The 15171-nt window shown below is 36.2% G+C and carries 14 protein-coding genes; 10 read left to right on the top strand and 4 right to left on the bottom strand.

Going from position 1 to position 15171, the window contains the following annotated elements:
• Positions 1-70 precede the first annotated feature (70 nt).
• The 3 genes from V7164_RS08395 (at position 71) to V7164_RS08385 (ending at position 3577) form a co-directional block, all read left to right on the top strand.
• The gene (locus V7164_RS08395; protein WP_335344963.1) at positions 71-619 is read left to right on the top strand and encodes a PadR family transcriptional regulator; all 549 of its coding nucleotides are present in this window, start codon (positions 71-73) and stop codon (positions 617-619) included.
• 503 nt (positions 620-1122) lie between these two features.
• Positions 1123-2688 carry a Vga family ABC-F type ribosomal protection protein gene (locus tag V7164_RS08390; protein ID WP_335353864.1) on the top strand — a complete coding sequence of 522 codons (1566 nt, stop codon included), beginning with the start codon at positions 1123-1125 and terminating at the stop codon, positions 2686-2688.
• Between the two features lie 244 nt (positions 2689-2932).
• A complete protein-coding gene (locus tag V7164_RS08385; protein ID WP_335344961.1) occupies positions 2933-3577 on the top strand; it encodes a DUF2238 domain-containing protein in 645 nt (214 codons plus the stop codon).
• A gap of 195 nt (positions 3578-3772) precedes the next feature.
• Here V7164_RS08385 and V7164_RS08380 read toward each other — a convergent pair whose 3' ends face one another.
• Positions 3773-4531 (bottom strand): SDR family NAD(P)-dependent oxidoreductase, encoded by a 759-nt coding sequence (locus tag V7164_RS08380; protein ID WP_335344960.1) that lies wholly within the window; start codon positions 4529-4531, stop codon positions 3773-3775.
• A gap of 292 nt (positions 4532-4823) precedes the next feature.
• Between V7164_RS08380 and V7164_RS08375 the strand changes: the two genes are divergently transcribed.
• Both V7164_RS08375 and V7164_RS08370 read left to right on the top strand, forming a co-directional pair.
• A complete protein-coding gene (locus tag V7164_RS08375) occupies positions 4824-5033 on the top strand; it encodes a hypothetical protein (RefSeq protein WP_335344959.1) in 210 nt (69 codons plus the stop codon).
• 182 nt (positions 5034-5215) lie between these two features.
• On the top strand, positions 5216-5872 hold the full coding sequence (locus V7164_RS08370) for a nitroreductase family protein (protein ID WP_335344958.1): 657 nt from the start codon (positions 5216-5218) through the stop codon (positions 5870-5872).
• Positions 5873-6065: 193 nt separating this feature from the next.
• Here V7164_RS08370 and V7164_RS08365 read toward each other — a convergent pair whose 3' ends face one another.
• Positions 6066-7100, bottom strand: a complete 1035-nt coding sequence (locus V7164_RS08365; protein ID WP_335344957.1) for a DUF3231 family protein — start codon at positions 7098-7100, stop codon at positions 6066-6068.
• 180 nt (positions 7101-7280) lie between these two features.
• Between V7164_RS08365 and V7164_RS08360 the strand changes: the two genes are divergently transcribed.
• Positions 7281-8375: a Ger(x)C family spore germination protein gene (locus tag V7164_RS08360; protein WP_335344956.1), complete on the top strand. Its 1095-nt coding sequence runs from the start codon at positions 7281-7283 to the stop codon at positions 8373-8375.
• Positions 8376-8453: 78 nt separating this feature from the next.
• Here V7164_RS08360 and V7164_RS08355 read toward each other — a convergent pair whose 3' ends face one another.
• Positions 8454-9551: a GerAB/ArcD/ProY family transporter gene (locus V7164_RS08355; protein WP_335344955.1), complete on the bottom strand. Its 1098-nt coding sequence runs from the start codon at positions 9549-9551 to the stop codon at positions 8454-8456.
• Between the two features lie 81 nt (positions 9552-9632).
• Positions 9633-11075: a spore germination protein gene (locus tag V7164_RS08350; protein WP_438824708.1), complete on the bottom strand. Its 1443-nt coding sequence runs from the start codon at positions 11073-11075 to the stop codon at positions 9633-9635.
• A 398-nt stretch (positions 11076-11473) separates the two neighbouring features.
• Here V7164_RS08350 and V7164_RS08345 point away from each other — a divergent pair, with 398 nt between their 5' ends.
• The 4 genes from V7164_RS08345 (at position 11474) to V7164_RS08330 (ending at position 15096) form a co-directional block, all read left to right on the top strand.
• Positions 11474-11995, top strand: a complete 522-nt coding sequence (locus V7164_RS08345; RefSeq protein WP_335353889.1) for a CBO0543 family protein — start codon at positions 11474-11476, stop codon at positions 11993-11995.
• Between the two features lie 157 nt (positions 11996-12152).
• A complete protein-coding gene (locus V7164_RS08340; RefSeq protein WP_335344954.1) occupies positions 12153-13028 on the top strand; it encodes a DMT family transporter in 876 nt (291 codons plus the stop codon).
• A gap of 225 nt (positions 13029-13253) precedes the next feature.
• A complete protein-coding gene (locus V7164_RS08335) occupies positions 13254-13781 on the top strand; it encodes a sigma-70 family RNA polymerase sigma factor (protein ID WP_335344953.1) in 528 nt (175 codons plus the stop codon).
• On the top strand, positions 13756-15096 hold the full coding sequence (locus V7164_RS08330; RefSeq protein WP_335344952.1) for a DUF4179 domain-containing protein: 1341 nt from the start codon (positions 13756-13758) through the stop codon (positions 15094-15096). The genes V7164_RS08335 and V7164_RS08330 overlap by 26 nt, the downstream gene beginning before the upstream one ends.
• The last annotated feature ends 75 nt before the right edge of the window (positions 15097-15171 follow it).

Below are 15171 nucleotides of genomic sequence, written 5' to 3'. Positions count from 1 at the left end.
TCACTATTGAATAGTGTTATATTTTTACCACAATACTTAACGTTGAATATTTAATGTTGGAGTGGTGGTTATGACACGACTAATGGTACTTGGATTACTAAGGATTAAACCTATGTCAGGCTATGAGATGCAACAACTTTTACAAGTGAGTGCAGTGGACGAATGGGCTGGAATTCTCCCAGGTTCAATTTATCACGCCTTAAAGAAAATGGATAAGGAAGGACTCGTCAAAGTAACTAAAGTTGAAACAACAGGTCATCGTTCGAAAGCTATTTATGAAATAACGGATGATGGAGAACAAGAATATAAGAAGCTTTTAGTGGAATCTTTTCGTGAGACTTCCGTTTTTCTGCCGGTCCATTTATATACGGGACTATCTATGCTAAATTTGCCGAATCACCAGGCAGAACCAGATTTGATTGCTGAAGCAATAGCAGCACAAATTGAAGAGCTCTCCTCAAAGATGGATAAACTTGAAGCAGGGCAAACGACAAAGTCTCAGTTTATTGAAGTGAGTGAATTAACGAAGATCACTTTTCAAAATATGCTAGATCATTACAAACTCCAAATAGACTTTTTAAATAAAATATTGAAGGCAATGAGGAACAGCAAGGATTAGGAGGAAGGAGCTCTGTCCAATAATCTGGGAAAAGGGTACGCCAAGAACAGAGTTTCCTGCTCTTAACCGTTACGGTCGGATTCATCACGCAATTCGGTAATCCCGTCAATCTTTTTATCTTTGACCAGCAGAAATGCAGGATCTGACATTTCAAGTAAAGTTGGCACTCAAACATCTAAGCGGTTGACAATTCATAAAATACCATTTAAAGTGGAATTAAATTACAAGCAACGGAAGGGTGAACCAACTCAATGAAGTTCTAATCCTATTTACGAAAGCAAACAATTGAAGGGTATTTTTTTAGCGGATCTTATCTGCTTATTTCTGTTCCCCTCAATTGTCGTTTTTCAGAATAGGATTGGATTTCTATAGTGGACCCGGAAGAGTAATGGCTTCTGTATACTCTTTTTGACGTGCATCTATAAGTTTGCCAATGCCTCCTATTCTGAATGAAATAGGAGGCATTTTGTGTCTCCAGACTTTGTTCATAAGGAGATGTTAATATGCTTTTATTAGAAGCTCTTAATTTAAAGTACTTTGTACAGGATCGTTTATTAATAGATATTGAGCAATTGCAAATTCATCAGAACGATCGAATCGGATTAGTTGGCCGGAATGGAAGTGGTAAAACGACCTTACTGAAAATTCTAGCTGGAAAGATATCTTCGGAGGAAGGGACTGTCCATCATTATTCGCAATGTGAACTGATCCCACAGTTAAAACGAACAGATACAACGAAAAGCGGCGGGGAAGTAACTCAAGCATATATTAAGGAAGCCTTTCTTAAAGACCCAGATCTTTTAATTGCGGATGAACCAACGACAAATTTGGATACAGATCATATTGAATGGGTAGAAAAGAAACTAATTCAATGGCGAGGCGCATTTATCATTGTTTCGCATGACCGCGCATTTCTAGATGCTCTTTGCACAAAGATTTGGGAAGTCGATGGAGGAAAAATAAAAGAATATAGCGGTAATTATAGCGATTATGTGGCGGAAAAAGAATTAGAGCAACAACAGGAGAAATTAGCATACGAAAAATATGAAAAAAAGAAGAAACAATTAGAAGAGGCCCTACTCTTAAAAGAGAAAAAGGCTGATAAAGCAACAAAGGCTCCGAAAAAGGTAAGTAAATCAGAAGCAAGAATTACTGGTGCAAAGCCATACTTTGCGAAAAAACAAAAGAAGCTGCAAAAAACAGCGAAAGCCATTGAAACAAGATTAGAAAAACTAGAAAAGGTAGAAAAAGTGAAGGAACGCCCACCACTTAAAATGAACCTGCCTAATGCAGAAGCGATCAAAGACCGGATTATCTTACGAGCACAAGATGTGTCAGGCGTTATCGGCGAACGTGTTCTTTGGAATCAAACAAGTTTTTATGTTCGTGGAGGCGAAAAAGTAGCAATCATTGGTCCAAACGGGTGTGGAAAAACAACCTTAGTTAAAAAACTTATCAATCTAGATAATGGCATTACTCCTTCTCCATCTGTGAAAATAGGGTACTTTAGCCAAAATTTAAATATTATAGACGCAGAAAGGTCAATTTTAGAGAATGTCCAGTCGACTTCAAAACAGGATGAAACACTCATTCGAACGGTCCTTGCAAGAATTCATTTCTTTAGAGACGATGTGTATAAACATGTAGATGTTTTAAGTGGCGGTGAGCGGGTAAAAGTTGCGCTGGCCAAGTTATTTTTAAGTGATATTAATACGTTAATTTTAGATGAACCAACTAATTTTCTTGATACAGAAGCCGTAGAAGCATTGGAATCTCTCCTAAAAGAGTATGAAGGGACGATCATTTTCGTTTCCCATGACCGGCGATTTATCGAAAATCTTGCAACACGAATTTTAGCGATCCGAGATGAGAAGGTTGAATTGTTCGAAGGAACCTATCAACAGTATCTACATGATGAACCTCAAAAATTTCGAAATGTCGAAGAAGATCAGCGGCTCGTGCTCGAAACGAGAATTTCTGAAGTATTAAGTCGCTTAAGCATCGAGCCATCGGAAGAATTAGAAATGGAGTTTCAAAAACTTTTAAAAGAAAAACAGAATTTAAACTAGGAAAAAGGGGTTAGGTTCCTCGTCTCGCTAATAGTATCGGGACAAGAAGCCTGCCCCTCTTTCCTATAGTGGAGCGATAATGGAATTTTTTCAGTATGAAGAACGCTTTAAAAGGGAGATAGGGGAAGTAGTTTTTTGCATTAATATCGAAATGTTATTAATACTAAGGTTAAAAAGAGCAAAAACTATCCATAAGCGGTTGGAGGAAAGGGTTTTTCGCCTTAATATTACATGACAGTAAGGAATGGTAAAAGTGGTAAGAGATAAAAGTACAATTATTCATATAATATTGCTGCTGATTGTTACGGCTGTTTTTATTTGGTCAGTTATCCGGCCTGCTGGGTATTTGATATGGATAATGGAAGTATTACCTGCACTTGTCGTATTAATCGTTGTAATTGCAGCCTATAATAAGTTTCGTCTCACTACACTATCCTATATCATTATTGCTATACTTTCGATTTTGACGTTCATTGGAGGTCATTATACTTACGCAGAGGTTCCTCTTTTTAATTGGATAAAGGATCACTTTGATTTAAAACGGAATAACTATGATCGGTTGGGACATTTCTTAAAGGGTTTATTTGCTATTGTGATCAGAGAAGTTTTAATAAGAAAGACTCCATTAACGAGAGGGTCGTGGTTAGTTGCTATTGTACTAAGTTTCTCACTTGCAATCGGTGCCTTATATGAAATTATCGAATGGTTATCTACAAAAATAAAAACAAGAGGAAATGAACCTAAGGAATTTTTGGGAATGCAGGGCGATATTTGGGACGCGCAGTGGGATATGTCATTAGCTTTTGTTGGTTCAATACTCGCACTACTTATTTTTTCAAAACTCCATAACAAGTTGTTAGAAAAAAGGAATTTCGGAAATAAAAGATGACTGTGCTCTTTACAAGTGGAAATGGGGTCATCGAGCTTTTCCACTCGATTTTAATACATCCTAATTTTATATGCTATAAAACTAATTAGTTGCTCTTTACGAAAAGTGGTGGTCAACGGTGAAGATGATAAAGCAAAATATAACTGTTAGCGTTGTATTTTTATTAGATGCTGTTTCTTATAACTAATAATAACATTAACTCACATTTTTTATGGCTTTTTTAGTCAATTTTACAAGCATTCTTCCCATTGACAATGAAAAAAGGTAACTGAATTTTACTGACACAGCATCGGCCAAGGAGGGGGTAATGATGAATTTCTTACTGTCTATGTGTTTAATAAAACCTTTTCCAACTTTTTCAGGTGATGCTTTAAAATCTGTTGGAATTGGAAGTGGTGAGGATGATTTTGTATTTGTTAATGGCGGATGCATGATATGAAATGTCACACCGCTATCAGCATATTCCATTCTCAAGCATTTAGCTAAGGATTCTATTGCCCCTTTACTGCATGCGTATGAACTTATATTATAAAATCCGGTAACGCCTACAACTGAACTTGTAAAGCATATCCTGCCGCATCTTTGCTCTTTCATAATAGGTAATAACGCCTCTGTCAAATTTATAGCACCATGAAAATTCACATTCATAACTCTATCGAAATTTTCTCTATTGTGCTCTTCAAAACTTTTGAATAAACATAAGCATGCATTATGGACAGCATAATTTATGCTGCCAAATTGGGATTTTGTTTGATAAACCGCCATTTTTACTGACTCAATGTCATGTACATCACATTTAAAACTTAACAGGGTTTTGGGAAAGGTATCTTTAAGTTTATCAATGTTATCGCAATTAATATCAAGCACTGCAACACAGTTTCCATTCTCAAGCCATTGTTTAGCCATGAAATAGCCAATGCCATTATTTCCGCCTGTTATGAATAATGTCTTCATACTTTCACCCCCTATAATACTATTCTTTATAATAATGCTGATATTTCACTACTCATTAAACCTTTTTATACTGGGTTCAATTATTTCTTATAAAATCTTTAAGAATTTCAATAACTTCATTCTATTCTAGTCATCAATCATTCATTAAATGATAAATTATTTGTTTTTTTGATTTTCCCTTTTTCAACTAAGTAGAAAAGAATCTGCCCGCCTGCCTCACTCTATGAATTAATTACAGCCATAAGGAGCATCCTTCATTGTTGGTTTCGGCTGCGACTCAACGAAACTGGATATGGAAAATCAAACAGAGGTAGAGAAAGAGCTTCGCAAATTTATTCCGGACATCGAGGTGATGGAGAGCACAGGCCATGACTGGATGGCCGATCCACTCTCACGAACATGGGCCATGTTGAAAAAGAAGCAATTAACGGAGTATCTGGCTGAACTTCAGAGGGAAGAAGAAGGGGTGTTTATCGCAGGTTCAGATTATGCAAATGGCTAAAACCTTTTTTTTGACAATTCGTTTCACTTTTTAGTAATGTAAACTGGTAAGATGCGAACAATAGAAATAGAACGATCTTTTATCACGTTCATAAAAGGGTTAAAAACCTTTAAGATATAAGAGTTTTCTTGAAGCGTTCGTAGTAGAGATGAAGTAATTGATCATTACTAGGAGGAATTATTATGTCACAAACTATCTATGTACCCGAACAGCAAATGTTCCTCGATGTTATTCAGGAACGCCGTTCTGTTCGTTCATATGATCCAACAGTGCGAATCTCACGCAAAGAAATGACGGAGATATTGGAGCTGGCAACATTGGCTCCATCATCATCAAACCTGCAGCCATGGCGTTTTCTAGTCATTGATAAGCCGGAGTTAAAGGAAAAGCTTCTGCCAATCGCGTTTAACCAACAACAGGTAGTCGAGGCTTCTGCCGTTATTGCTGTGCTTGGAGATGTGGAAAGCTACAAGAAATCCGAAAAAATTTATGGACAGGCTGTTGAAGCAGGTTATATGCCGGAGGATACGGCTAAATCATTTATCGAGCGTACGACCGGAATGTACTCTACCTTGCCCCCTGAAGTGGCGCGTCAAATCGTATATACGGATGGCGGCCTCATCTCGATGCAGCTAATGCTTGTCGCCCGATCCAAAGGCTACGATACGGTTCCGATGGGTGGATACGATAAAGCGAAGTTCGTTGAAGCATTCGGAATTTCCAAACAGTATGTGCCGGTCATGCTGATTGCGATCGGAAAAGCAGCGAAACCTGGACATCCAACAACACGTCTTCCTGTTGAGGATGTTGCGTTCTTTAACGAAATGCCATCGAAATAAGCAAAACATAATCATCAGGGGAATGTGTGGAGAGGGAACACTTTCCAATTAAAAATGATGTATGATAAGAAACCTGCCCCCATGTCCCATAACAAAATGAACTGCCCCGTAATTGTTAGACACAACTAACGATTACGGGTGTTTTTTGTAACAAAAGCTTTTTTTTCAAGGGCTGTACCCCTACTGGCTGCCCTTATTTAGAGGTCAAATCTTCTCTGTTTGCTGCTTCTGGAGGCTGCTCCATCCATCCATTTTCAATCATAAGTTTGGCGGCTGATTCTACAAACAAGGAGATATTTGCTAATGATTTAGTGTACATCAGTGCGATATCATGTCTGCCATTAACAGCTAAGGAATTTCCTACTGCTCGAATTTTCATGGAAAACATATCTACTTTATGAAATAACATTAATTTATCTGAAAAAGGAGCAACGATTGATGTAGTGACTAAATGGTCCAAATAGGATGGTGATGGCAAGTTTTCCTTATGCAATTTTTCTATATAGTGTTCAATTACTTTATTTGTAATATCTTCCCCTCTCTTAAACAATTCCCGAACATTTTTTGATTTTGCCGTTTGACAAAAGCTTAAGAGTATCGCTTTGCTAGTTACGTTATTCTCGATATTATCGTAAAGATGGGCAATTTCTAATGCGTGCATAGGTCTGATATCTCCAAAAAAGCCATTTAGAAAATCTTTATCGATAAATTTTACTTTCTCAGGTATTGGAATATAGGGTGGTTTCCTAATGAAGCCTTTATTCAATAATATGCTTTTAACTTGTTCGAGTAACTCAATCGTAGAATTCATGCAATAGAGAAAAAAGTCATTTACATCCTTTCTGAACACTAAAGGAATGGCGACATTATATATGCTCATTCCAGCTTTCCCTACATAATTTATATAATGTACGTAGAATTCATCTTCGAAAAGCCTCGGTGCATCAAGGTTTACATCCTTATCAGTAAACCCAGCTGGAATCGGAAAGTTATCCTTTTCAAAAATGTCCTCTATCGTGTTTAAAAATTCATGAACTAAGTTCAATGCATTGTCCAATAATTTTTTTATATCTTGATCCTCTACATGTTGAAGAAAGTAGCTAATCACACATTTTGACATACTATTCCCCATATATACTGCCCATAGTTTCCCCATTTCTGCTGATGTTAATTTTTCATTTTGATTTGCTGGTGTTTCGGCTGTTTTATATTGTTTGACCGGTTCCATCGCATAATCACATCCATTTTTTTATTTAGCATTCCCTCTCGCTTTAAATCCTTATTCTATTTTGTGGACTTGATCTTGGAAAAAAATAATTTCATATTTATTTGGCAAAATATAATATAAGTAAAGATATTCTTGTACCCATCCTCTTGTAAAATTACTCTCTTGATAAGGAGATACATAATGGTAAAAAAAGTTTTCATCCCTATTTTCTGTTTTGTTTTCATTCTCGGAGGATGCATACAGACTAAAACGATTGAAAAAATTCAAATCATTGAAAGTATTGGATATGATGCGGCTGATGACAAAAAATACGAATTAACATTAGGCGTTATCATGTTTAGTCCGCAAGAGAAAGGCTCTTTTACAGGTAAAACTATCAGCGCTGCAAATTTTACTGGGTATGGTGCTGTTTGGAATGCCGAAAGAGAATTGCCGAAAGCTGTCGCAAGCGGAAAAACCCTGATTGGTTTATTCGGAGAGGATTTGGCAAAGAGAGGGATTGGCACGTCTTTGGATGGAATAAAAAGACATCCATCCATTGGGAGGCAGGTTGACTTTTGTATAGTTGAAGGGGAAGCGAAAAAGTTGTTAGACGGAAAATATGAAATAATGGATCAGACGACTTCACGTTATATCAAAGACCTTATTACACATAGTAAAAAAGGAAATTTACCAACATCGAATTTTCATGAATTTATGTATGCCTATTATTCAAAAGGGCAAGATGCTTTCATGCCAATGCTAAAAAGACATGGAGAAAATGTCCAGCTATCGGGGCTTGCTTTCTTCCAAAAAGATAAATATGTTGATAAAATTGGAGCCGAAAAACTGTTCGTTTTTAAAATGTTATACGAGAATATGAATAGAGGAAGTTATGCTGCCTCCTTTCCAGATAAGGATATGTATATTTCGATGGAAAGCTTAAAATCCAAGGTGGATTATACGATTACAAATGGAATGACACACCCCAATATTAAGATTAATGTAAAAATGAATGCTCTAATAGATGAAGTGAACTCGAACATTGAGTTATTGACAGAAATGGACGTGAAAAAATTTGAGAGGTTGTTAGGAAAGGATTTAGAGGAGAAAGGATTAGAATTAATTAACCAGTTTAGAGAAAAGGGGATTGATCCTTTAGGAATAGCAGATAGAGCTAGAAGTCAAACAAGGGGATGGGAATTAAAAAAGTGGCAGGAATTATTTTCTGATGCCCCTGTTGAATTAAATATTAAAATTGATTTTCTGGAAACAGGTATATCTGATCATCATTAATAAAATATTGTAAAAAAACAAAAGAACCGCACGATAGAACGGTGATTCTTTTGTTTTTTTGTTTATCTTGGGATAATATTATTGTTTTTGTTTTGCCCCTTTCAGCTTATAAATAATTTTCTGTGCGATAAATAGGAAAGGAATGTAACCATAAATAAAGTAAAAACCAGCGTCACCAGCTATGCTTCTTAATTTTTCAATGCTTGTCCGTTTTTCAATCATCCCCACAGCTACTACTAAAACGAACAAAATGACAACTAAAAGGAACCTTTTGTTGACTGGAAATATCTGAATAAGGCCTCGGTGTGCACTCCATATTGTCAAACAAATAATTGGCAAAACGATAAATAACCAAGCTGCTATTCCAAAATGTTCAAACCGTTCAATACCTGGCAATTCAATGATTTTCCAAAACATAATGGTACTCCAAACAATATGCTTCAGCTGATCTTGATGATAATAAACGATAGTAATGATGGCGATGTAAACAAAAATAAACGTAGTAAATATGACAGCAAAATGAGCCCATTTTTGTGATTTTTCAGGATGCTTTATAAAGGGATAGAATATTAGTAACAATTCAAACCCGGTCATGCTGAGGGTCCCAACTTTTGCTGAAACCAAAATATCTGAAATACTATGATCCATAATCGGAAATAAATTGCCGAAATGGGCAAATTTCAGCGGAAAAAGAAAGGACAATAGCAGAGGGAGCATGTAAAGCGTACTTAAAAAGCAAATACCTGTTATAACTCGGAACCCATTAATGACAAAATAGCCTACAACCAAAAGAACAACTAGGCAAAAAAACCATACTGATATTTCTGGGAACACCCACAATTGGATGATTTCGACATAAACACGTAAGACGGTTAATCCTAGCATTAATATATACAATGTAAATATCAAACTAAGTATTCCCCCAACCCATTTTCCAAACAGCTCCCGGTGGATAGCGATGATATCGCCTTTCCCATTATTCAAGATTCTATATAAGATCCAAACTAGGACATGGATGCTCATCCCTGACAGAATAATGGAAATCCACATATCTTGTTCAGCTTGGCGGCTAATTTTGGCTAAGTCAAGAACCCCTACACCTAATTGCATTGCATTAATGATATAGAAGACAAGAAAGGGGGAAACTAGAAGATTTTCTTTTATTAGATTTCGCATCACGTCACCAGTTTCTGTAGGAGCGGGCCTTATCCATTCTTTCGATCAAATAAAACAAAGCAGCGGCCCACTCTTAAATTGTTAATTTTCATTATCATTTTTTTCATTAAGACGAGTTGGATTTGCGCGCATAGGATCTTCCGGTCGCTGATACATAGGCCGTTTAGCCTGGCGATTGAAAGGCATTCTGAAAAAAGCATCTTTTAAATCTGAAAGTCGAGGCGGAAAAATAGGCTCAATAAAAGGCCTTCCTAAAGATGTCAAATTGAGCAGGTGACCTACCATAAAGGCAAAGAAAACCGCGATTCCGATTAAACCCCAGATTTGCGCAAACACTAGAAATGGAAAGCGGATCAAACGGATTGTGTTGCTCATTTGATAAACGGGTGTAGTAAATGAGGCTAGTGCAGCCAGTGCGATAATAATCAGTAATACACTGCTAGTTAATCCAGCATCAACGGAGGCGGTTCCAATAACAATACCACCAACGATACCGATCGTTTGACCGACCTTGCTCGGCAGCCTTGCTCCTGCTTCACGCAATAGTTCGATGACTAATTCCAAAATAATCACTTCGAGAAAAGGCGGAAAAGGAACGTCTGCCCTGGATGTAATTAAAGTAGCCAATAAATCCAACGGAATCATTTCATAATGATACGTACAAATGGCAACATAAAATGGGGTTGAAAATACCGAAAATGTAACAGCAAACAAACGAATTAAACGAAAGCTCGATGCAATATACCAAACTTGAAAATAATCTTCGAATGCAGAAAAAAATTCAACGATCGTAATGGGTGAATAAAGGGCATGCGGGGATCCATCAGCCAAAATAGCAATTTTCCCTTCAGTCAGGACTGCACTCACACGATCAGGACGTTCTGTATCAAGCATTTGCGGAAAAGGCGAATTTTTATTATCTGAAATCATTTGAGTAATATATGAACTGTCAATAATATGGTCATATTCAATATCAGAAATACGCTGTAACATCGTATTGATATTTTCCTGATTCGCGATTCCGTCAATATATATGATCGCTACTCTTGTTTTTGAAACTTTCCCGACTTCGATTTCGCGTATTTGTAATTGCGGGAGCAGAAGCCTTTTTCTTATTAGGTTAATATTCGTATCAAGAGATTCCACAAAGGCTTCTTTAGGCCCAACGACCGTAAACTCTACCTCTGGCATTGTTACTTGTCTTCTTTCCACTGTAACAGCAGAAATCGATAGACAGCGCGCATCATGTTCATTCATCTGGATGATGATGGAGCCATTCATGATTTTCGATTGAATTTCCTTTACATCATCCGTTATGAGAATTTGTTCGATTGGCAGCAGCTTTTTAATCTCATCCAGGCTATTAAAGGAATTCTCCGTTAAATATGGAAACACATCACGATGAATGAAATCCGGATTCACCATTGTCTTAATATAACTTATCCAGCATCGTTCGCCTTTTGTTTCAAACTCAAACCTTTGGAAATCCTTTGATGGTTTTAAGGTGTTAATTAAATCTTCCATAGTAAATCTGTTAACGTTCTGCTTATCAGGCGATTTCTTTTTTGACCATTTTAGCCAATTAAACAATTTATGAAGCTCCTCCCCATGAAACCGCATTATAGAAGATCATCATTTTGCTTATGCTTTCATCAGGTTTTCTATCAAGATATCGACAGTCTTCTTCAATTTTCTGCATGATTTGTAATATTTACTATGCTTAAGGATATCCAAAAAGGCTTCTCATTATTAAATAAAATAAACCCTCTTAAACGAAGCCAAGCAGGATAGAAATAGTGAAATTGTCCATATTATTAGGAAAAGAAAGGCAACATTCCATCTGGGTGTGGCTAAAATTAGGGGCAGTCTTTTTTTATACAAAAAAAGGGAATTGAATGTACAGAGGGTGTGTAGAGTTGAATGTGTTTTATGGCTTATTGTGGATTCTGGCATTGGTTAAATGGGGTGATATGAAGAATTGGAAGAAGTATTATCCGACCATATTATTTTATGCTTTAGGTGACTTTCTTTATCTTTATCTATTATCAGACTTTTATCCAATGTGGAAATATGTTCCTCAGGGTTTGGATAAATATTTCGGCTTAACCAGTACCCATATAACTTTAGCCGCAATTTTAATTAAATATCCAGCCACGATCCTTATTTACCTATCTAAATTCCCAGATAGAAATAAGATAAAACAATTCCTATATGTGATAGGCTGGGTGTTGATTTATTTTATAAATGAATTAATCGATGTTAAGCTTAACCAGTTTACATACTTTAATGGCTGGAATTTATATTGGTCAACCATGTTCACTATTGTTATGTTTTTAATACTTAGAATCCATCATACCCGTCCACTATTGGCGTGGTTCTTTTCATTTCTTTTTATTTTCCTTCTATGGCAAGTATTTGATGTTCCTAGTAAAGTGTTTAGGTAAACAAAGCTCCTCAAGCAATGTTTAATACATAAAATGATTTTGACTCAATAGGTAGTTTAGAGCCCGTACAAAAATTATTTCGTAAGTTTAGAAAATTAATCAGCTTCATATATTTCTTCTCATGGTATTATTGTTTTTAGTCAGGAGGAGAAAGAAGATGAAACGATATATTGGGGATGGAATGCTGCTCTTTACAGCGATTGTCTGGGGCAGCGGGTTTGTTGTAACTGCGATTGCACTAGAATATTTAACAGCTTATCAGGTGATGGCAGGCAGATTTGTGATCGCAACCCTCATTCTAATGATCTTATTTGGATATAAATTCAAAGGGTTTACGAAGTCTATCATATGGAAAGGCGTCCTTTTAGGAACTTTTTTATTTATCGGCTTTGCCTTGCAAACGGTTGGTTTAGAATATACCACCCCATCCAAAAATGCCTTTTTAACAGCCGTTAATGTTGTCATAGTTCCAATTATTGCTTATCTCTTATATAAACGCAGAATTGATCGTTATGAAATGGTCGGCTCTTGTATAGCCATCGTTGGTATTGGATTTTTGTCATTGCAAGGTACTATGACCATTAATATTGGTGATGCATTATCTCTCGCATGTGCAGTTGCATTTGCTTTTGATATATTTTATACGAATCTTTTTGTTCAAAAGGAAGATGCTATATCACTAACGATTGTACAGTTCATAACAGCATCTTTATTAAGTGTTGTGGCAGTGTTCATTCATGGGGATATACCGACAACGCTAGAAAATGAAGCTATATATTCAATTGTGTATTTAGCGATATTCTCAACAACGATTGCTTACCTTTTTCAAAATATCGCCCATCAATATACTACGGCGACAAAGGCGGCTATTATTCTATCGACTGAATCCTTTTTCGGAATGGTCTTATCGGTTATCTTTTTACATGAAATACTGACAGGCCGTATGATCATCGGTGCTGTGTTAATCATGCTCGCTATATTATTTGCTGAAGTGAAGCCAGTGTTCCGTAAAAAGCGGGCTTTGGTAAAATAACCTGTTATTCAGAATAGGATTAAGAGCTGTATACCTACTGCTCAATAAAATAATTTTATAATACACTTTAAAGAGAAGAGCGTGTTTCTATATGACATGCTCTTTTTATTATTTTACAAATAAATGGAACGATTCTGTTTAAGTCAATGTCTAATAGGTAGGACGTCTAATTAAAACTGAGCGCGCTGTTGTCATATTGATAATGAAACAAAAAGGAGGGAAATTGTGTCCATTTTTAAATCATTCTCTAGCCATTCCTTTGAAAAATTAATTAAGCATGAGCAGGAAAAACTTTATAAAGTTGCCTATTCATATGTAAAAAATGAACAGGATGCCCTTGATATTGTGCAGGAAGCCATTATTAAGGGATATAAATCCTTTCATAAATTGCAGGATATTCATTATTTTTCAACATGGATGACTAGGATACTAATAAATACGGCAATTGATTTTATTAGAAAATCTAAGGATGTTATTTTGCTTGAACCAGACTGGGTTGAAACTGGTCTAAATGAGGAGAATGCTGCCATTATGGCGATGGATATTGAACAAGTTTTTGAGATGCTAAAGCCACAGCAAAAAACATTGTTGCTTCTTCGCTTTTACTACGGATATTCTATTTCGGATATTTCAGAAATACTGGATAAACCAGAAGGAACCATCAAGTCTCAATTACATAGGACACTTTATCAGGTAAAAGGAATGCTTGAAAAAGGAGGAGTCACGTATGGAGAAGCTTCAAGAAGATATTAGGAAGATGGTAAATAATATGCCTGTGCCATCAGATCAGCTAAACAAAACAGTCCAAGAAGCTTTAATAATGGGGAGAAGCGGTAAAAAACAGTCATTTTTAAGAAGCCAGAGGATACTAGCTAGTATTGCCTCCGTTCTCATTATAGCTATTGGAGGTATATTATTAAATTCATTCATGACAGGAACTTCAACTGGCCAACATGCGGAAAACATTTTATATAACAACGGGGATGAAGGATTAAAACTGATGGTTAAGGAGGGGAAAGTAAAAAAACTATCATTAGCAGCGGAAGATCAAAATATAAAGGTCATGCTGGAAGAGGCGTATTTGGACAATCATCAATTAGCCATATCCTACCACGTAGAGTTTAGTGATCAAATGAGGAAGAAATATGATACATCTGACATTGAATTAGAACTATTCGTGAATGACCGTTCAGATGGGAATTCTTATTTTAGCGGAATGAATACGAAGGATCTGATAGAAAAGGGAGATATTTTAAAGTTTTATAATTCGAAGGAATTCCCTATCACTTCAGAGCTTGAAATTCGTATTAAAAAGATTAACGATGTAGAGGGAGATTGGTCCTTTGCTTTCACCTTGCAGAAAGATAGTGAATACATTGAAAAGACTAGTCCAATTGTAAAAGAGGATGAGCTTGGAAATTCATTTGCTGTCAAAGAGGTTCAACTAACTCCATCCTTTTTGCTTTTGAACACTAAAATAGAAATGAAGCTGCAGGAAGCGATGCCTGACAACAGTTATCTTGATTTGTCATTGGTTGCGATTGGACCTGACGGGGTTATGTATCTAGAAAAGGCGGTTAGAAGCACAAGCAGCAATAAAAATGCTTATGACCAAATTGTTTCAGAAAGAATCTTAAACGAGAAAGTTGAAGTGCCTAGAAGTATTAATGTCCATTCTTATAAAATTGTTCCCTATATCTCAACGTATAAAGGAAAAGAGATACCATCCAGCAATGGAAAAGCCTATATGTGGGATAGTGTTACAGCACCTTTTATGAAGGGAGCCATTTTAAACTTAGATTCAAAAATAAAAGTATTAAACATCATAGAGAATACCGCAGGGACCGTTGTCCATTATGAGATGGACCCATTACAGCCTGTTTTCCCGAGAATCATAAATCAAAAGACCGATCAACTGTACGAGGCTATTAGCTTTAAACAACTGCCTAACCATATAGAAGTAACCTATCCAAAAGTTAGTCAAGAAGAACCACTTGAATTCAATATGATTGATTCTGCTTATAAAGTATTTTCAGATTTGCAAATTGATATTGATTTAAATGAATAAATTTTGGGGATATTCACTATGAATTATATATTCATATGATTCATCTTTAATTGTTGTGAGATAGTGCCTGAGCAT

This window comes from Bacillus sp. JJ1474, assembly GCF_036965225.1.
Classification (GTDB): Bacteria; Bacillota; Bacilli; order Bacillales; family Cytobacillaceae; genus Cytobacillus.
The sequence above is the reverse complement of the archived record's forward strand: the minus strand, read 5'-3'. Positions and strand labels throughout refer to the sequence as shown.

What these genes read in the sequence shown, in the direction of transcription:
- V7164_RS08360 (WP_335344956.1), top strand. Translation starts at nt 7,281, where the DNA reads ATGGTAAAAAAAGTTTTCATCCCTATTTTCTGTTTTGTTTTCATTCTC.
- V7164_RS08355 (WP_335344955.1), bottom strand. Translation starts at nt 9,551, where the DNA reads ATGCGAAATCTAATAAAAGAAAATCTTCTAGTTTCCCCCTTTCTTGTC.
- V7164_RS08370 (WP_335344958.1), top strand. Translation starts at nt 5,216, where the DNA reads ATGTCACAAACTATCTATGTACCCGAACAGCAAATGTTCCTCGATGTT.
- V7164_RS08375 (WP_335344959.1), top strand. Translation starts at nt 4,824, where the DNA reads ATGGAAAATCAAACAGAGGTAGAGAAAGAGCTTCGCAAATTTATTCCG.
- V7164_RS08395 (WP_335344963.1), top strand. Translation starts at nt 71, where the DNA reads ATGACACGACTAATGGTACTTGGATTACTAAGGATTAAACCTATGTCA.
- V7164_RS08390 (WP_335353864.1), top strand. Translation starts at nt 1,123, where the DNA reads ATGCTTTTATTAGAAGCTCTTAATTTAAAGTACTTTGTACAGGATCGT.
- V7164_RS08385 (WP_335344961.1), top strand. Translation starts at nt 2,933, where the DNA reads ATGGTAAAAGTGGTAAGAGATAAAAGTACAATTATTCATATAATATTG.
- V7164_RS08340 (WP_335344954.1), top strand. Translation starts at nt 12,153, where the DNA reads ATGAAACGATATATTGGGGATGGAATGCTGCTCTTTACAGCGATTGTC.
- V7164_RS08330 (WP_335344952.1), top strand. Translation starts at nt 13,756, where the DNA reads ATGGAGAAGCTTCAAGAAGATATTAGGAAGATGGTAAATAATATGCCT.
- V7164_RS08350 (WP_438824708.1), bottom strand. Translation starts at nt 11,075, where the DNA reads ATGGAAGATTTAATTAACACCTTAAAACCATCAAAGGATTTCCAAAGG.
- V7164_RS08380 (WP_335344960.1), bottom strand. Translation starts at nt 4,531, where the DNA reads ATGAAGACATTATTCATAACAGGCGGAAATAATGGCATTGGCTATTTC.
- V7164_RS08365 (WP_335344957.1), bottom strand. Translation starts at nt 7,100, where the DNA reads ATGGAACCGGTCAAACAATATAAAACAGCCGAAACACCAGCAAATCAA.